Here is a 17,207-nt window from a genome sequence, read left to right as displayed (position 1 = left end):
TTTCGGTCTCGAAACCGGTTGATCGGCAGGATTTGCCGATTGAGCAAACATGACGATTGCTATAGACACCGGCATTGAACGCCACCGTCGCCGCAACTAATTTAGGCAGACGGACAGGAACTGGTCGCTTGCCGCCTGCCCGCCAATCCAGAGAAAAAATCAGATGAAAAATCGCCGCCGCATTTACGAAGGCAAGGCCAAGATCCTCTATGAAGGACCCGAGCCGGGAACGCTGATCCAGTTCTTCAAGGATGACGCCACCGCCTTCAACAAGAAGAAGCACGAGGTGGTCGACGGCAAGGGCGTGCTCAACAACCGCATTTCCGAGCACATCTTCAACCACCTCAATCGCATGGGCATCCCGACCCATTTCATCCGCCGGCTCAACATGCGCGAGCAGCTGATCAAGGAAGTCGAGATCATCCCGCTCGAAGTGGTGGTGCGCAACGTCGCCGCCGGCTCGCTGGCAAAGCGCCTCGGCATCGAGGAAGGCACTGTGCTGCCGCGCTCGATCATCGAGTTCTACTACAAGGCCGACGCGCTCGACGACCCGATGGTGTCGGAAGAGCACATCACCGCCTTCGGCTGGGCAAGCCCTCAGGAGATCGACGACATCATGGCTTTGGCCATCCGCGTCAACGACTTCCTGTCCGGCCTGTTCCTTGGCGTCGGCATCCAGCTCGTCGACTTCAAGATCGAATGCGGCCGCCTGTTCGAGGGCGACATGATGCGCATCGTCGTCGCCGACGAGATCTCGCCTGACTCCTGCCGCCTGTGGGATGTCGCAACCCAGGACAAGCTCGACAAGGACCGCTTCCGCCGCGACATGGGCGGACTGGTCGAAGCCTATCAGGAAGTCGCCCGCCGCCTCGGCATCATGAACGAGAACGAACCGCCGCGCCCGACCGGCCCGGTGCTGGTCGCCTCCTCCGAGCCGTCGAAGGGCACGAAGCACTGACTACCCAGGCGGCCTGCCGGCAAAGGCAGGCCCGCCGCACACACGACCGATCACCCAGGAGTATCGATGAAAGCCCGCATCACCGTCACCCTCAAGAACGGCGTTCTCGACCCGCAAGGCAAGGCGATCGAGCACGCGCTCTCGGGTCTGGGCTTCGACGGCGTCGGCCAGGTGCGCCAGGGCAAGGTCTTCGACATCGAGCTTGACGGCACCGACAAGGCCAAGGCGGAAGCCGACCTCAAGGCCATGTGCGACAAGCTTCTGGCGAACACTGTGATCGAGAATTACGCGGTGGAGATCGCCTGACAATGAAATCAGCCGTCGTCCTCCTGCCTGGCCTCAACCGCGACCGCGACATGATCGCGGCGCTGACCAAGATTTCCGGGCAGGCGCCGGCGACCGTCTGGCAGACCGACACGGAAATCCCCGATGTCGACCTGATCGCCATTCCCGGCGGCTTCTCCTTCGGCGACTATCTGCGCTGCGGCGCGATCGCGGCGCGCATGCCCGTCATGCGGGCTGTGGCGGAAAAGGCGGCCAAGGGCGTCATGGTCATCGGCGTCTGCAACGGCTTCCAGATCCTGGTCGAGGCGGGCCTGCTGCCCGGCGCCCTGATGCGCAATTCCTCGCTCAAATTCGTCTGCCGGCAGGTGAAGCTCGAGATCGCCAACGCCAACACCATGTTCACCCGCCGCTACCAGCCCGGACAGATCATCCGTTCGCCGGTCGCGCACCACGACGGCAACTATTTTGCCGATCCCGACACGCTTGCCCGCCTCGAGGGCGAAGGGCAGGTGGTGTTCCGCTACGCCGAAGGCACCAATCCCAACGGCTCGATCAACGACATCGCCGGCATTGTCAGCGAAAAGGGCAATGTGCTCGGCCTGATGCCGCATCCCGAGAACCTGATCGAGGCGGCGCATGGCGGCAGCGACGGCCGGGCGCTGTTCGAAGGCGCGCTCGGCATCGCCGCTTGATCCATTTCTAGACATTTCCTTTCAAAACGCGGGGGCGGACTGTATGAGACTGACGATTGCTCGGCTTGCTCTCGTGGCTGCCGCCGGGGTTGCACTGACATCCTGCCAGTCCGGCTCGAAGACCACATCGGTGCCCGCAGGCAAGAGCGCCTCGCTGCTTGCCATGGAGCAAGTGGCGATCGCGGCGCATAAATGCTGGATCGCCAGCAAGGACCCGGCCTTCAAGGCCTACCAGATGGCGAACGAGCTCAACTCCTACAGCGGCACGCCGCGTTTCCTGCTGGTGCCGGCCAAGCACTATGGCGGCAAGCCGCTGCTGGTCGTGCAGGCGCAAGGCAATTCCAGCAAGGTGGACGTGTTCGGGCCGCTAATGGCCAAACCGCTCGGCGCGCGCATCGGCTCCGACATCGCCCGCTGGCAGGCCGGCAATCCGTCCTGCACCGCTGCCGCTTGAGCCTTTGATGGGCCGGTTCCTGCAAATCGCGGGACTGGTTGCCGGGCTGATAGGGCTCGTTCTGCAGTTCGCGATCACCATCCCGGCGTCGATGGCGGCAGGCCGCGGCCTGCTCGGCTCGATCGTGTTCTATTTCAGCTTCTTCACCATCCTGACCAACGTCGCAGCGGTACTGGTGCACGCATCGCTGGTCTCGCCCGCCGGCTACGCCTGGTTCCCGGCCTTTGCCGGGAAGCGCATGCGGGCGGGAGTCGCGGTCGCCATGACGTTGGTCTTCATCGTGTATGCAACGGTGCTCGCGCGCCTTTGGGCGCCGGAAGGGCTGTTCTTCATCTGCGACGTGCTGTTGCACTATGTGGCGCCGCTGATCTTCGTGCTGTGGTGGCTGATCGCAAGCGCTGACGGCAGCACGCGCTGGCGCGACATTTCCTGGTGGATGATCTACCCGCTCGCCTATCTCGCCTATGCGCTGATACGGGCGCCATTCGCCGGCGAAGTGCCCTACCCGTTCCTAGACGTGGCGAAGAACGGGGCGGCCGATGTCGCCGTTTCGGCGCTGGCCATCACCGCATTGTTTCTCGGCCTTTGCGTGCTCGCCGTGTTTGCCGACCACGGCATCGGCCGTCTGCGGAAGTAGCCCACATACCCCGATACAGCTAACCTTGATCGCACAGGAAAGGCTCAGTCCCAGAACGGCCTGATGCCTTCGCGATGGGCGTCGCAGCGCGAGATGCCGATGTCCTTGAGCTGCTCGTCGGTCATCTCCAGGAGCGCAAGGCGGCCACGCCGACGCTGCAGAATGCGGTCGATCTGCTTGGCGACGGAACGGATCATAAGCACCAGCCGACCCACGAAGCCACCACGGACCACAGAACCGGCCTGCGAGCGAAATTCCGGGCCGGCATAGCGAATTGTCTCGATTGTATCCATTTTCGTCCTACCTTGTTTCGATTGTACCTTAGCAATCGCGAGATCGATATGGATTGACTCATCGCGCGGTGCAATATAAAAAATTGTCACCATGACAAATTGGCTCCCCGATCTCTCCTCCGGCTCTGGACCCCTCTATCAGCGCCTTGCTGACAGCATTGAGTCAGATATCGACAAGGGCGTCATCGATGCCGGTTCAAAACTGCCGCCGCAGCGCGATCTCGCCTACGACATCGGCACCACTGTCGGCACGATCGGCCGGGCCTATCAGCTCCTGCGTGAACGCGGTCTGGTGAGCGGCGAGGTCGGGCGCGGTACCTATGTGCTGGCGCAGCGCGCAGAGACCCCGAAAGCCGAAATCGAGCCCGCTGTCCAGGGAACGCGTCCCATCGACGTGCCGACGGGCAAGCTGCGCTTCGACAGCACCGCCGCGCCCGATGTCGGCCAGGGTGCCGTCATCGCGGACTTGCTGGCGCGCACCGCGCAGGAACATCCGCACGACATTTCGAGCTACACCCGCGATTTCCCCGAACGCTGGTACGAAGCCGGCAGCCGCTGGCTGTCGCGCAACTCCTTCCGTCCCTCATCCGATTCCATCGTGCCGACGCTGGGCACCCATGCGGCCGTCATAGCGGCGGTCGCGGCGCTGACCACCCCCGGCGACTACGTCGTTTTCGAGCACCTCACTTATTCGCAGATTTCGCGCAGCGCCGGCCTGATCGGGCGCCGCACAGCGCTGGTCTCGTCGGACGATGAGGGCATCGACCCGGAGGATTTCGAGCGCGTCTGCGCGCAGAAGCACCCGAAGATGATGTTCGTGATGCCGACGGCGAAGAATCCGACTTTGGTGACCATGCCAGAGGCGCGGCGACAGGCGATCGCGCGCATCGCGCGCGAGTACAATGTCGTGCTGATCGAGGACGATCTTTACGGCGACCTGACGGACGACCCGACGCCGCTGCTTGCCGAATACGCGCCCGAAAGAACCATCGTCGCCGGCGGCCTGTCAAAGTCTGTCGCGGCGGGCGTGCGCGGCGGCTGGCTCGCCTGCCCGCCGGCCTATCGCCATCGTATCCGCGTCGCGCACAGGATGACAACCGGGGGTCTGCCCTTCTTGCTGGCGGAGGTCGGCACCAGGCTGGTGATGTCCGGTCAGGCCGGCGAAATCCGCAAGCGCTGCATCGCCGAAATCCAGGCGCGCACCGCCATAGTGCGGGATATGCTGGCGGGCTTCAACTTCAGGGCAAGGGACAATGTCCCCTTTGTCTGGCTGACCTTGCCGGATCCCTGGCTCTCCGGCACCTTCAAGAACGCCTGCCTCGAACACGGCGTGCTCATCGACGACGAGGACGAGTTCAAGGCCGGGCGTTCCGAGCAGGTCTTCCACGGCGTACGCTTCGGCGTATCGCAGCCCAGGCAAAGCAAGGAGGTGGCCAGCGGCGTCGCGGTCATCCGCCGCCTACTCGACGAGGGCCGCGCCGGCTACGACAGTTTTTCCTGACCGCCCGGCGCGCCGCCGGCCGAGCAGGCGCCGGCACGGCAGCTTTCCGGCGTTTTTCGTCATCCGATGGGGTGTATCGCGCGAAAGCTTGCGATAAGAGGAGACTCGAAAAATCCCCTCTCCCACGGACACAAATCGCCGCTCATGACCATTTCCAATTCCGTGCCGATCACCCCCGAGCTCGTCGCCGCGCATGGGCTGAAGCCCGACGAATATCAGCGCATCCTCGACCTGGTCGGGCGCGAGCCGAGCTTCACCGAACTCGGCATCTTCTCGGCGATGTGGAACGAGCACTGCTCCTACAAGTCTTCCAAGAAATGGCTGCGCACGCTGCCCACCAGCGGCCCGCAGGTTATCCAGGGACCGGGCGAGAATGCCGGCGTGGTCGATATCGGTGACGGCGACTGCGTCGTCTTCAAGATGGAGAGCCACAACCACCCGTCCTACATCGAACCCTATCAGGGAGCCGCGACCGGCGTCGGCGGCATCCTGCGCGACGTCTTCACCATGGGCGCGCGGCCGGTCGCGGCGATGAACGCGCTCCGCTTCGGCGAGCCGGACCATCCGAAAACCCGGCATCTCGTCGCCGGCGTCGTTTCGGGCATCGGCGGCTACGGCAATTCCTTCGGCGTGCCGACCGTCGGCGGCGAGGTCAATTTCGATCCGCGTTACAACGGCAACATCCTTGTCAACGCCTTCGCGGCCGGCCTTGCCAAGACCAACGCCATCTTCCTGTCGCAGGCCAAGGGCGTCGGCCTGCCGGTCGTCTATCTCGGCGCCAAGACTGGGCGCGACGGCGTCGGCGGCGCCACCATGGCCTCGGCCGAATTCGACGACAAGATCGAGGAGAAGCGGCCGACCGTGCAGGTCGGCGATCCCTTCACCGAAAAATGCCTGCTGGAGGCCTGCCTCGAGCTCATGGCCTCGGGCGCCGTCATCGCCATCCAGGATATGGGCGCCGCCGGCCTCACCTGCTCGGCGGTCGAGATGGGCGCCAAGGGCGATCTGGGCATCGAGCTCGACCTCGACAGGGTGCCGGTGCGCGAGGAGCGCATGAGCGCCTATGAGATGATGCTGTCGGAAAGCCAGGAGCGCATGCTGATGGTGCTGCGCCCCGAGAAGGAGGAGGAGGCCGAGGCGATCTTCCGCAAATGGGGTCTCGACTTCGCCATCGTCGGCAAGACCACCGACGACCTGCGCTTCCGCGTGCTGCACCAGGGCGACGAGGTCGCCAATTTGCCGATCAAGGAGCTGGGCGACCAGGCGCCGGAATATGACCGTCCGTGGGTCGAGGCGACGAAGCCGGCGCCGCTCGCGCCCAGCGATGCGCCGAAGGCCGATGTCGCGGATGCGCTGCTGAAGATGCTCGGCGGCCCGGACCTCTCCTCGCGCCGCTGGGTGTGGGAGCAGTACGACACGCTGATCCAGGGCAATTCGCTGCAGCTTCCGGGCGGCGATGCCGGCGTGGTGCGCATCGATGGTCATCCGACCAAGGCGCTCGCCTTCTCCTCCGACGTCACGCCGCGCTATTGCGAGGCCGACCCGTATGAGGGCGGCAAGCAGGCGGTGGCCGAATGCTGGCGCAACCTGACGGCGACGGGCGCCTTGCCGCTTGCCGCCACCGACAATCTCAATTTCGGCAATCCGGAACGGCCGGAAATCATGGGCCAGTTTGTCGGTGCCGTAAAAGGCATCGGCGACGCCTGCCGTGCGCTCGGCTTCCCGATCGTCTCCGGCAACGTCTCGCTCTACAACGAAACCAACGGCCGCGGCATCCTGCCGACGCCGACCATCGGCGGCGTCGGCCTGATCGCCGACTGGTCGAAAATGGCCCGCATCGGCTTCGCCGCCGAGGGCCAGATGATCGTGCTGGTCGGCGCGCCGCCGAGCTGGGGCAGCCATCTCGGCCAGTCCGTCTATATGCGCGACATCCACGGCCGCGCCGACGGTCCGCCGCCGCCCGTCGACCTCGACCATGAAAAGCGCGTCGGCGACCATGTGCGCGCGCTGATTGCTTCCGGCATCGTGACATCGGCGCATGACGTCTCGGACGGCGGCCTTGCGGTGGCGCTGGCCGAAATGGCGATGGCATCCGGCATCGGCGCCACCATTCCCGGCCTTACCGGCACCGACCCGATCCCGGTCTGGTTCGGCGAGGACCAGGGCCGCTACCTGCTGACGCTCTCGATCGATCCGCAATGCGGCGAGTGGGACAGGATCCGCGAGGAGCAAGGCAGGCTCGGCATCTTCGCGCCGTGGATCGGCACCACCGGCGGCAATGCGCTGAAACTCGGCGAAACGAGGGCCATAGCGGTCAGTGAATTGACGGCAGCCCATGAGGGCTGGTTCCCGCGCTTCATGGATCAGGCCGTTTGACCAGGCTGGCGGTCCGGGCGCTGCTCGCAGCTGTCTTCTGGCCATCGCTGTTCTTCTTCTGGTTTCTCGGGCCGTTCATCTTTCTGCTTCTGTCGACGACCTCGAGCGAGGTCTGTCCGCGGCTCGAAACGCGGGTCGAATTCCTTACCGCGGCCAACGCCGCCCTTCCGATGCTGGCCGTTCAGAACCTCGTCTACGCGGTTCCGATCCTGTGCCTGGTCCTCTGGGAGCGGCTTTTGCCGGACCCGGCACGGGCAAGGCATATCGTCACCTGCGTCAAGCTCTTTGCCGTAACCGTTGTGCTCGGAGCGCTATGGGCTTATGGCTACTCGCTCGTCTGCGACGGCTACGGCCAGTCGTTTTTCTCGCCGGCCTGGCAGATGACCAGCTATCTGCCCATCGTCAGTTTCGTGATCAACGTCCCGCTCTATGTTCTGACCTTCAGCCTCGGCCGCGCCTACTCGACGCGCGAGGACGCCGACGATGCGGCTCATCCGGATCAGAATGCCCCATGAGCCTTCAGCCATGGACGGAACCGCTTCAATCCGGAGCGGAAAGGCACTACCTTTATCCCGACTCTCATCGCACGGGCTGCACCGCTCCCCCGCTCGAAACAGGATTTTTGTCATGGCAATGGACGCGCGCGAAATCGAACGGCTGATCAAGGAAGGCATTCCGGACGCCAAGGTGACGATTCGCGATCTGGCCGGCGACGGCGACCATTACGCGGCTGAAGTGGTGGCCGAGAGCTTCCGCGGCAAAAGCCGGGTGCAGCAGCACCAGATGGTCTATGACGCGCTGAAGGGCAATATGGGCGGCGTGCTGCATGCGCTTGCCCTGCAGACCAGCGTTCCGGACTGAGCCCTATTCGCCACTCAGGCTTGGCCCAAAACGCACCATTCCTTGCGCCATCACGATGACGCCATGGCCAACGTCTTGTTTCAGCCAACCTATGGGTTTATTTGATGGACATGCTTCGAGCCTGACTCCCACAGGCGTGAAAGGATTCCCCATGAGTGGCATCAACGACTACATCGACAGCGAAGTGAAGAGCAACGACGTGGTGCTCTTCATGAAGGGCACGCCCGGTTTCCCGCAATGCGGGTTTTCCGGCCAGGTGGTGCAGATCCTCGACTATGTCGGGGTCGACTACAAAGGCGTGAACGTGCTGACCTCTGCCGAACTGCGCCAGGGCATCAAGGATTATTCCAACTGGCCGACCATCCCGCAGCTCTACGTCAAGGGCGAGTTCGTCGGCGGTTGCGACATCGTGCGCGAGATGTTCCAGGCCGGCGAGCTACAGGATTTCCTGGTCGAAAAGGGCGTCAGCGTCAAAGGCGCCGCCTGATTTTGAGTCCGCGCCGGCCGGAGCAGCCGGCTGCGCTGTGAAATCCGGGGCTGCCCCCACCTCGGCACTATAGTTCCCTGGCACGGGAGCGGGACGAAGCGATGCGCCGGTCAACCGGCGCACATTCGTTTGAATGATCGGATTTTGCCGTGGACAAGCAGGTAGTGGCGCAGCAATCGGCAAAGAGCTTGCCTATTCCGCGCTGGGAATTCATTGCGCTCTGCGCGGCGCTGATGGCGCTCAATTCGCTCGCCATCGACATCATGCTGCCGGCGCTGCAGCAGATCGGCGCCTCGCTCGGCGTCGAGAACGAAAACCATCGCCAGTACGTCATCACCGCCTACATTCTCGGCTTCGGCACCGGTCAGCTCTTCTTCGGGCCGGTCTCCGATCGTTTCGGCCGTCGTGCGCCGCTGGTGGTCGGCCTGATCATCTACGTCGCGGCAGTGGCTGCCGCTGCCGTGGCTCCAACCTTCGCAATCCTGCTCGCCTGCCGCGTCGTTCAAGGCATTGGCGCGGCGGCAACGCGCGTCATCGCCGTTTCGATCGTGCGCGACACCTTCGAGGGCCGCCGCATGGCCGAGGTTATGTCGCTGATCTTCATGGTGTTCATGGCGATCCCGGTCGTCGCGCCCGGCATCGGTCAGTTCATCATGCTGTTCGCGACCTGGCACTGGATCTTCGTCACCATGGCCGTCGGTGCGCTGATCGTGTCGACATGGTCGCTGCTGCGGCTGCCGGAGACGCTGCATCCGGAATACCGCCGGCCACTGACGGTCAACGCGGTCGTCGGCGGCTTCCGCATCGTGCTCACCAACCGCATCGCGCTTTGCTACGCTTTCGCCAGCACCTTCATCTTCGGCGCGATGTTCGGCTTCATCAATTCGGCGCAACAGATCTATCTCGAAGTCTTCCACGTCGGCGAGCTGTTCCCGCTGATCTTCGCCGGCGTCGCCGGCGTGCTCGCCTTCTCGAACTTCCTCAACGCGCGGCTCGTCGGCAAGATCGGCATGCGTCGCCTGTCGCAAAGCGCGCTGCTCCTGTTCCTCGGCATCAGCCTGATCTGGCTCGTCGTTTCACTCGAAATGCAGATGCCGCTCTGGCTGTTCATCGCCTTCTTCGCCGGCGCCATGGTGCCGTTCGGCTGCCTCGGCGCGAATTTCAACGCGCTCGCGATGGAGCCGCTGGGCGAGCTTGCCGGCACGGCCTCCTCCATACTCGGCTTCATGCAGACCTTTCTCGGCGGTCTCCTCGGCACGCTGATAGGCCAAGCCTACAATGGCACGGTCACGCCATTGGCCGCCGGCTTCTGCAGCGTCTCGGTCGCGGCCCTGCTGATGATCCTGATCGCCGAGCGCGGACGGCTGTTCCAACCGCACAATCCGCCTGTCTGACGCAAGGAAGGCCGGTCTACTCCGCCCAGAGTTCTCGCCGCAGCTCGTCCCAGCTGTTCTTGTCCGGCGCTACGAGCAGCCCGCCATCGACATGCGACGGCAGATAGGGATCGCCGTCGATGCGGGCGGCGTGGCCGCCGGCTTCCTGATGGATCAGCACACCCGCGAGGTGATCCCACGGCATCAGCTTGTTGTAGACGACGAAATGCGCATAGCCATTGGCCAGGAGCCGGTATTCGTGCGCCGCGCAGCGGTAGCCGAACTGCGACAGCGCCTTGGTCTGGTTGCGCGCGAGCCGCGAGCGCTCCGGCTCCTTCAGATATTGCCACGAGACCGCGCCGGTCATCTCAGAGATCGGTACCGGCTCGGCGACCCGCACCTTCTCCAGCGCGCCATGCGCATGGCGGATATGGCTGCCGGCCCCCTTGGCGCCGATCAGCCAGTCCTTGCCGACCGGATCGTGGATGATGCCGGCAACCGTCTCGCCTTCGACGACGACGCCCAGCATGACGCCGAAGAGCGGCACGCCGGAAGCGAAGTTGAAGGTGCCGTCGACTGGATCGATGACGAAGGCGAGCTCGGCATCGTCGAGGCCGCCAAGCAGCGCCGGGTTGTCGGAGCAGGCCTCCTCGCCGACGATCATCGCCGAAGGGTAACGCTCGCGCAGCCTGGCGGTGATCAGTCTTTCGGCATTGACGTCCGCCTCGGTCACCAGATCGGCAGCGGAAGTCTTCTGGCGGACGTCGCCTTCACCCAGCCGGCGGAAGCGCGGCATGATTTCAGCCCTGGCTGCATCGGCGAGAAGGTCGGCCAGCCAGTCGATCGCGCGGTCGTCAAATGTCATCGGAAATGTCTTGCCCTGAGGTGAGGCGCGCATCGAGCGCGGCGAAGTCGAACAGTTTTCGGTCAAGCAGGTGCGAGGGCCGCACATTGGTCATGGCGCGGATCATCGTGTCCTTGCGGCCCGGCATGCGCTTCTCGATGTCGTCGAGCATCGCCTTCATGGCGTTGCGCTGCAGCCCTTCCTGGCTGCCGCAGAGGTCGCAGGGGATGATCGGAAACTTCATGGCGCCGGCGAACTTCTCGAGATCCACCTCGGCGCAATAGGCAAGCGGGCGCAGCACCATGACGTCGCCCTCGTCGTTGATCAGCTTGGGCGGCATGGCCGCGAGACGCCCGCCATGGAAGAGGTTCATGAAGAAGGTTTCGAGTATGTCCTCGCGGTGGTGGCCGAGCACCAGGGCCGAGCACCCCTCCTCGCGCGCGATGCGGTAGAGATGGCCGCGCCTCAGCCGCGAGCAGAGCGAGCAATAGGTGCTGCCCTCGGGCAGCTTTTCGGTGACCACCGAATAGGTGTCCTGGTATTCGATGCGGTGCGCAATGCCGTTGGCGCTGAGATAGTCAGGCAGGATATGCTTTGGAAAATTCGGCTGGCCCTGGTCGAGGTTGCAGGCGAGCAGGTCGACCGGCAGCAGCCCACGCCATTTGAGGTCAAGCAGCAAGGCGAGCAGGCCGTAGGAATCCTTGCCGCCAGAGAGCGCCACCAGCCAGCGCTCGCCGGGCTTCACCATGGTGAAATCCTCGATCGCCTGGCGGGTGAGCCTCAAAAGCCGCTTGCGCAGCTTGTTGAACTCGACCGAGGACGGCACATCGCAAAACAGCGGATGAAACCCGCCCTCTTCTTCGTCGGCGATCGGTTCAGGCGATTTGACGCCAAGTGATTTGGTATCTGGCAGCATATTCATGGCGCTGGCGCCCCACAGTCTCTGATGCCGTCCGGATTAGCGGACATGGGCAGCAAAGAAAAGGCCGCCTCGAGAGGCGGCCTTGACTGGTGTCGCTGATCGGCTTCGATCAGCGCGAATAGAATTCGACGACCAGGTTCGGTTCCATCTGGACGGCGAACGGCACGTCCGCCAGGCCGGGAACGCGGCTGTAGGTCGCGGTCATCTTGTTGTGATCGGCCTCGATATAGTCCGGCACGTCGCGCTCGGCCAGACCAACCGATTCCAGCACGATGACGAGCTGCTTCGACTTCTCGCGCACCTCGATGACGTCGCCCGGCTTGCAGCGGTACGAGCCGATATTTGTGCGCTTGCCGTTGACGTTGACGTGGCCGTGGTTGACGAACTGGCGGGCCGCGAAGATGGTCGGCACGAACTTGGCGCGATAGACGATCGCGTCGAGGCGCGACTCCAGCAGGCCGATCAGGTTCTCGGAAGTATCGCCCTTGCGGCGGTTGGCCTCTTCATAGACCTTGCGGAACTGCTTTTCCGAAACGTCGCCATAGTGGCCCTTCAGCTTCTGCTTGGCGCGCAGCTGCAGGCCGAAGTCGGAAAGCTTGCCCTTGCGGCGCTGGCCGTGCTGGCCCGGGCCGTATTCACGCTTGTTGACCGGGGACTTCGGGCGGCCCCAGATGTTTTCGCCAAGACGGCGGTCGATCTTGTATTTCGCGGATTCGCGCTTGCTCATCGCATTCCCTTTCAAAACGATATACCCGAAACCCCATGGCTCCGGGTGAAGGAAACGCGCCCTCCTCTGGCCTCCGTTTTCGAGGCCTGACAGGGTTTTCCACGCAACGCGACGGAAAACCCACGGGACACGTCAGTTCGAACAAGACCGCCGACAGACTGGCTTCCGGTGAGGTCTCGCCCATGCAAAAGAAACCACCGGGCGTCGCCACCCGGTGTTGGAGCGCCTGTTAAAGAGAGATTTAACCGGTGTCAAGCTTGGACTGGCGAGGCACCGGGCGACTCTATACCATCCTGCGTTGCATTGCGGTGCCGGATGTGGCGGACGCCGACGGCATCGGGGCGGGGTGCAACCAGTTTGCACGTGAGCTTGCCCTGACATTTGATGAAGGGACTGGAGCAGAGGAGTCCGAATTCCCATGAAGAAGTTCTTCCTTACCTTGACCGGAGCCGCGCTGTTGGCCGGGTCGATAGCGGTCATGATGCCGGAGCCGGCCATGGCAAGGCACTGGCACGGCCATACACAGCTCTGCCGCGTCGTGGTGAAGAAAAGAGTCGTCTGGCGGCACGGCCACCGGCACGTCATCCGTTACAAGGTGCGGCACTGCTGGTGGCGCCGGTAAGTCGGTTGCTTGAGCCAGAAATGCCGAAGCCCGCGGTCAACCTGCGGGCTTTTTGTATCCGGTGCCGGCCCGACCTGGCGCTCATGACTTCTTGTTGGGCAGGCCCTTGCGCTTGGTTTCGGCGAATTCCTCGAGTTGCGCCTCGCTCATCGATTCATACATTTCGCGCGATGCGCCCTTGAGTTCGCTTTTCTTGATCTCGCCGCGCTTGGCCGCAAGTGCCGCGCCTGCGGCCTTTTGCTGGGCTTGCGATGTGGCAGGCATGGTGGTTCCTCCTTTGCTCTAAGGAGAAACGCGGCTCTGGCGCGGGCAGTTCCAACGCTAGCCTGCGGTCAAGCCGAAGCCCTGGATAAGCCGCCGCGTGGCGAAATCCGCCTTGCCGGAGGTGAAGACGGCGATGTCTGGCTCGCTTTCGCCGCACGGCGCGCCGACAGGTTCGAGCAGCGACATCGCCCGGCGCGCAATCGCTTCCGCCGGATCGATCCAGTCGACCGGCCAGGGCGCCGTCTTGCGCATGCGGTTGGCCAGGAACGGATAGTGCGTGCAGGCAAGCACCACGATGTCGGTGCGCTGCCCGTCGCGCTCCATGAAGCAGGGCGCGATCTCGGCGCGCACGGCCTCCTCGTCGACAAAGCCCTCGCGCATGTAGATCTCGGCCAGTCCGGCAAGCCTGTCGCTGCCGACCAGGCGGACATGGCATTTCTGCGCCCATTTGCTGATCAGGTCGCGCGTGTACTGGCGCTTGACCGTGCCCGGCGTCGCCAGCACCGACACAAGGCCGGAACGTGTGCGCTCCGCCGCCGGCTTGATCGCCGGCACGGTGCCGACGAAGGGATGTCCGGGGAACTTTTCGCGCAGCGCATCGATCACCAGGGTCGAAGCGGTGTTGCAGGCGATCACCGAAATCGCCGGCTGGAGGCGGTCGAGCAATTTGCCGAACAAGGCCAGTATATGGTCCTTGAGCGCCGGTTCCTCCCAAGCGCCATAAGGGAAGGCCGCGTCGTCCGCGACATAGACGAAGCGGCGGTCGGGCATCAGCACGCGCGCCTCGCGCAGCACGGTCAGGCCGCCGACGCCGGAATCGAACATCAGGATCGGGCGCTGGCTTGATCGATCGTTCATTGTCATGCGACCACAGGAAGAAGCTGAGCCATGATTTGGCCAACGGCGCTTCTATCCTGAACGATCATGGTCTTGAAGTGGCAAACGCCAGCAGCTTTTGCGCAAGTCAGCTCAGAGCCCGCGCTTGCCGAAGCCGGCGGGCCGCGGCCGGCCAAACGGCTGCGGCGCCGGCCGCACTGCTGGCGCGGCGCTGCGAGGAGCCGATGCGCCTGCGGCGGTCCGATCAGCGCGCGTTGGCACCGGCGCCGGCGATGAACCTTCAAAGTCGAAAACCTCGGTCAACTCATTGATATTGCTGCCCGCGACAGGCTTCGCCCACAGGATCGTGCACCACAGGCCGAATATGGCAAGACCGAGCAGGTTCAGCCCGCCGGGCGCGCTCTCGGGATTGCCGAAATCGATCACCAAAAGCGTGCCGGCCTGCAGGAAGCCATAGATGGCGGAAAAGACGATGTAGGACCAAAGGATCCAGCGCGAACCATTGGCGTCGCGGCTGCGGCGCCAGGCGATGTTGCCGCGCAGCGCGACGAAAATGAGCGACACAATAAGCGCGGCGCCGACCAGACCTTGCCGTGAAGGCCCCGGCATCGAATTGATCAATCCCGCGAAGCCGATCGTTGCGGCAATGCAGAGCACGATCGCCACCGCCTCCGCTATGAACAGGCCCAGCGAATAGAAGAAGAAACGCAGACGGCCAATATTGGACGTGAACATTTTCTACCCCACCGTTTCAATAACGATGGATCAAAACCGCATAATATTCGGTTACTTTGGAGGATCGGGTCTTACAGATTTTAACTTTCTTTGTCCGCCGGTCGTCCGCGCGCGGCCGGCGGCCGCCTCGGATCGTCTCCCGGTGAGCCATCGCCTCGCGGCATTGCCGGAGAAAACCTGTCGAGCGACGAGATGATGCCGCGCAGCACCTTGAGCTCCGGCTCGGCAAAACCCGCCCGCGTCAGCACGGCGCGCAGATTGTCGACCATCTTCGGCTTCTTCTCTTCAGGACGGAAATAGCCGCGCGCCTCGAGCGCCCCTTCGAGGTAGGTGAACAGGCTGTGCAATTGTTCCTTGGTCGCCGGAACGAGCTCCGGTCCGGAAAAGTTGGTCGCGGTTTCTTCGGCGAGGCCCGACTTCATCCATTCATAGGACATCAACAGCACGGCCTGCGCGATGTTGAGCGAGGAGAAGCTGGGATCGACCGGAAAAGTGACGATCTCGTCGGCGAGGCCGACCTCTTCATTGTAGAGGCCGAAACGCTCGCGGCCGAAAAGAATCCCCGTGCGCAGCCCCGCCTCAACGCGGGCCCGGAGCGCCCTGCCCGCCTCCACCGGGCCGCGCACCGGCTTGAAGCCGTCGCGCTCGCGCGCCGTGGTGGCGAAGACGAAATTGAGGTCGGCGACCGCAGAAGGCAGGTCGTCGAACACCCTTGTCGCATCGATGACATGGTCGGCGCGGCTGGCGGCCGCGCGCGCCTTCTCGCTCGGCCAGCCGTCGCGCGGATTGACAAGGCGCAGCTCCGAAAGGCCGAAATTCGCCATGGCACGCGCGACCATGCCGATATTCTCGCCGAGCTGTGGCTCGACGAGGACGATCGCAGGTCCGGCGGGATTGGCGGGTTCGTTTGCGGTTGGCATGAGTTCTCGGTAAGCGGAGTTTGCGGCGTTTCGGCGTCCCCTGCCACATCCGGCCCGGAAAATGAAGCATTCACAGGCACAGCACCTGTCCGCGATGCGCCTATCGCGGTTTGCGCGCTCAAAAAGGCTTTGATATACGCTGCCCAACCCCGGCCGAAACCATGCGGGCAAGGCCGTACAGATCCCCAGCAACGAGGCATTCTTTCCATGGCGAAGATCAAGGTGGCGAACCCGGTCGTCGAACTCGACGGCGACGAGATGACCCGCATCATCTGGCAGTTCATCAAGGACAAGCTGATCCATCCTTATCTCGACATCAAGCTGGACTATTTCGACCTCGGCATCGAGAACCGCGACGCCACCAACGACCAGGTGACCATCGACTCGGCCAACGCCATCAAGAAGTACGGCGTCGGCGTGAAATGCGCGACGATCACGCCCGACGAGCAGCGCGTCGAGGAATTCAAGTTGAAGAAGATGTGGAAGTCGCCGAACGGCACCATCCGCAACATCCTCGGCGGCACCATCTTTCGCGAGCCGATCATCATGAAGAACGTGCCGCGCCTGGTGCCGGGCTGGACCAAGCCGATCATCGTCGGCCGTCACGCCTTCGGCGATCAATACCGCGCCACCGATTTCCGCTTCCCCGGCAAGGGCAAGCTGACGATCAAGTTCGTCGGCGAGGACGGCCAGGTCATCGAGCACGACGTGTTCGACGCGCCCTCCTCCGGCGTCGCCATGGCCATGTACAATCTGGATGAATCGATCCGCGAATTCGCCCGCGCCTCGCTGAACTACGGCCTGCTGCGCAACTATCCGGTCTACCTGTCGACCAAGAACACCATCCTCAAGGCCTATGACGGCCGTTTCAAAGACATCTTCCAGGAGGTCTACGAGAAGGAGTTCGAGGCCGAGTTCAAGGCAAAGAAACTCTGGTACGAGCACCGCCTGATCGACGACATGGTGGCCTCCAGCCTGAAGTGGTCGGGCGGCTATGTGTGGGCCTGCAAGAACTATGACGGCGACGTGCAGTCCGACACGGTGGCGCAAGGCTTCGGCTCGCTCGGCCTGATGACCTCGGTGCTGATGACGCCGGACGGCAAGACGGTGGAAGCGGAAGCCGCGCACGGCACCGTCACCCGCCACTACCGCCAGCACCAGAAGGGCGAGGAAACCTCGACCAACTCGATCGCCTCGATCTTCGCCTGGACGCGCGGCCTCGCCCACCGCGCCAAGCTCGACGACAATGCTGAGCTCAAGCGCTTCGCCGAGACGCTGGAAAAGGTCTGCATCCAGACCGTCGAGGCCGGCTTCATGACCAAGGACCTGTCGCTGCTGATCGGCCCCGACCAGCCCTGGCTGTCGACCACCGGCTTCCTCGACAAGATCGACGAGAACCTGCAGAAGGCCATGGGGTGA

Annotated in this window: 21 protein-coding genes; 13 read left to right on the top strand and 8 right to left on the bottom strand. The window is 63.6% G+C overall.

The genetic code is table 11. From position 1 onward, the window contains the following. Positions 1-163: 163 nt before the first annotated feature. The 5 genes from purC (at position 164) to EJ067_RS31605 (ending at position 3,026) form a co-directional block, all read left to right on the top strand. A complete protein-coding gene (gene purC / locus EJ067_RS31625; protein ID WP_059185109.1) occupies positions 164-958 on the top strand; it encodes a phosphoribosylaminoimidazolesuccinocarboxamide synthase in 795 nt (264 codons plus the stop codon). 66 nt (positions 959-1,024) lie between these two features. After that, positions 1,025-1,264, top strand: a complete 240-nt coding sequence (purS, locus tag EJ067_RS31620) for a phosphoribosylformylglycinamidine synthase subunit PurS (protein ID WP_126089007.1) — start codon at positions 1,025-1,027, stop codon at positions 1,262-1,264. A 2-nt stretch (positions 1,265-1,266) separates the two neighbouring features. Beyond that, positions 1,267-1,935, top strand: a complete 669-nt coding sequence (gene purQ / locus EJ067_RS31615) for a phosphoribosylformylglycinamidine synthase subunit PurQ (RefSeq protein ID WP_126089006.1) — start codon at positions 1,267-1,269, stop codon at positions 1,933-1,935. 43 nt (positions 1,936-1,978) lie between these two features. Further along, positions 1,979-2,389, top strand: a complete 411-nt coding sequence (locus EJ067_RS31610; protein ID WP_126089005.1) for a hypothetical protein — start codon at positions 1,979-1,981, stop codon at positions 2,387-2,389. 7 nt (positions 2,390-2,396) lie between these two features. Further along, complete coding sequence (locus EJ067_RS31605) at positions 2,397-3,026, top strand: Pr6Pr family membrane protein (protein ID WP_126089004.1); 630 nt, start codon at positions 2,397-2,399, stop codon at positions 3,024-3,026. Positions 3,027-3,070: 44 nt separating this feature from the next. Here EJ067_RS31605 and EJ067_RS31600 read toward each other — a convergent pair whose 3' ends face one another. After that, positions 3,071-3,319 carry a DUF1127 domain-containing protein gene (locus EJ067_RS31600; RefSeq protein ID WP_126089819.1) on the bottom strand — a complete coding sequence of 83 codons (249 nt, stop codon included), beginning with the start codon at positions 3,317-3,319 and terminating at the stop codon, positions 3,071-3,073. 91 nt (positions 3,320-3,410) lie between these two features. Here EJ067_RS31600 and EJ067_RS31595 point away from each other — a divergent pair, with 91 nt between their 5' ends. From EJ067_RS31595 to EJ067_RS31570, 6 genes are all read left to right on the top strand, one after another. Then, positions 3,411-4,820 (top strand): PLP-dependent aminotransferase family protein, encoded by a 1,410-nt coding sequence (locus EJ067_RS31595; protein ID WP_126089003.1) that lies wholly within the window; start codon positions 3,411-3,413, stop codon positions 4,818-4,820. Between the two features lie 144 nt (positions 4,821-4,964). Beyond that, positions 4,965-7,196 carry a phosphoribosylformylglycinamidine synthase subunit PurL gene (gene purL, locus EJ067_RS31590; RefSeq protein WP_126089002.1) on the top strand — a complete coding sequence of 744 codons (2,232 nt, stop codon included), beginning with the start codon at positions 4,965-4,967 and terminating at the stop codon, positions 7,194-7,196. Then, a complete protein-coding gene (locus tag EJ067_RS31585; protein ID WP_126089001.1) occupies positions 7,193-7,711 on the top strand; it encodes a hypothetical protein in 519 nt (172 codons plus the stop codon). The genes purL and EJ067_RS31585 overlap by 4 nt, the downstream gene beginning before the upstream one ends. A gap of 112 nt (positions 7,712-7,823) precedes the next feature. Further along, complete coding sequence (locus EJ067_RS31580; RefSeq protein WP_126089000.1) at positions 7,824-8,057, top strand: BolA family transcriptional regulator; 234 nt, start codon at positions 7,824-7,826, stop codon at positions 8,055-8,057. 151 nt (positions 8,058-8,208) lie between these two features. Next, entirely contained in the window at positions 8,209-8,544 is a 336-nt protein-coding gene (gene grxD, locus EJ067_RS31575) for a Grx4 family monothiol glutaredoxin (protein WP_066995148.1), read from the top strand. 194 nt (positions 8,545-8,738) lie between these two features. Then, entirely contained in the window at positions 8,739-9,938 is a 1,200-nt protein-coding gene (locus EJ067_RS31570; RefSeq protein WP_189510840.1) for a multidrug effflux MFS transporter, read from the top strand. 16 nt (positions 9,939-9,954) lie between these two features. Here EJ067_RS31570 and EJ067_RS31565 read toward each other — a convergent pair whose 3' ends face one another. The 3 genes from EJ067_RS31565 to rpsD all read right to left on the bottom strand — a co-directional run bounded on the left by EJ067_RS31565 (position 9,955) and on the right by rpsD (position 12,410). Further along, entirely contained in the window at positions 9,955-10,782 is an 828-nt protein-coding gene (locus EJ067_RS31565) for an inositol monophosphatase family protein (RefSeq protein ID WP_126088999.1), read from the bottom strand. Continuing rightward, positions 10,772-11,683: a tRNA 2-thiocytidine(32) synthetase TtcA gene (gene ttcA, locus EJ067_RS31560; RefSeq protein ID WP_126088998.1), complete on the bottom strand. Its 912-nt coding sequence runs from the start codon at positions 11,681-11,683 to the stop codon at positions 10,772-10,774. The genes EJ067_RS31565 and ttcA overlap by 11 nt, the downstream gene beginning before the upstream one ends. 109 nt (positions 11,684-11,792) lie before the next feature. Continuing rightward, positions 11,793-12,410 (bottom strand): 30S ribosomal protein S4, encoded by a 618-nt coding sequence (gene rpsD / locus EJ067_RS31555; protein ID WP_095811030.1) that lies wholly within the window; start codon positions 12,408-12,410, stop codon positions 11,793-11,795. Between the two features lie 418 nt (positions 12,411-12,828). On the opposite strand from rpsD, the gene EJ067_RS31550 reads away from it, so the two are divergent. After that, positions 12,829-13,032 carry a hypothetical protein gene (locus tag EJ067_RS31550; RefSeq protein WP_126088997.1) on the top strand — a complete coding sequence of 68 codons (204 nt, stop codon included), beginning with the start codon at positions 12,829-12,831 and terminating at the stop codon, positions 13,030-13,032. 81 nt (positions 13,033-13,113) lie between these two features. Here EJ067_RS31550 and EJ067_RS31545 read toward each other — a convergent pair whose 3' ends face one another. The 4 genes from EJ067_RS31545 to EJ067_RS31530 all read right to left on the bottom strand — a co-directional run bounded on the left by EJ067_RS31545 (position 13,114) and on the right by EJ067_RS31530 (position 15,788). Next, positions 13,114-13,296 (bottom strand): DUF3008 family protein, encoded by a 183-nt coding sequence (locus tag EJ067_RS31545; protein WP_126088996.1) that lies wholly within the window; start codon positions 13,294-13,296, stop codon positions 13,114-13,116. 57 nt (positions 13,297-13,353) lie between these two features. Beyond that, positions 13,354-14,154, bottom strand: a complete 801-nt coding sequence (murI, locus tag EJ067_RS31540) for a glutamate racemase (RefSeq protein WP_126088995.1) — start codon at positions 14,152-14,154, stop codon at positions 13,354-13,356. 111 nt (positions 14,155-14,265) lie between these two features. Continuing rightward, entirely contained in the window at positions 14,266-14,868 is a 603-nt protein-coding gene (locus tag EJ067_RS31535) for a hypothetical protein (protein WP_126088994.1), read from the bottom strand. 80 nt (positions 14,869-14,948) lie between these two features. Further along, positions 14,949-15,788, bottom strand: coding sequence for an RNA methyltransferase (locus EJ067_RS31530; protein ID WP_126088993.1), 840 nt, complete (start codon positions 15,786-15,788; stop codon positions 14,949-14,951). Between the two features lie 207 nt (positions 15,789-15,995). Here EJ067_RS31530 and EJ067_RS31525 point away from each other — a divergent pair, with 207 nt between their 5' ends. Further along, on the top strand, positions 15,996-17,207 hold the full coding sequence (locus tag EJ067_RS31525; RefSeq protein WP_126088992.1) for an NADP-dependent isocitrate dehydrogenase: 1,212 nt from the start codon (positions 15,996-15,998) through the stop codon (positions 17,205-17,207).

This window comes from Mesorhizobium sp. M1D.F.Ca.ET.043.01.1.1, from assembly GCF_003952385.1.
Taxonomy (GTDB): domain Bacteria; phylum Pseudomonadota; class Alphaproteobacteria; order Rhizobiales; family Rhizobiaceae; genus Mesorhizobium.
This window is presented reverse-complemented; position numbering and strand designations above follow the sequence as displayed.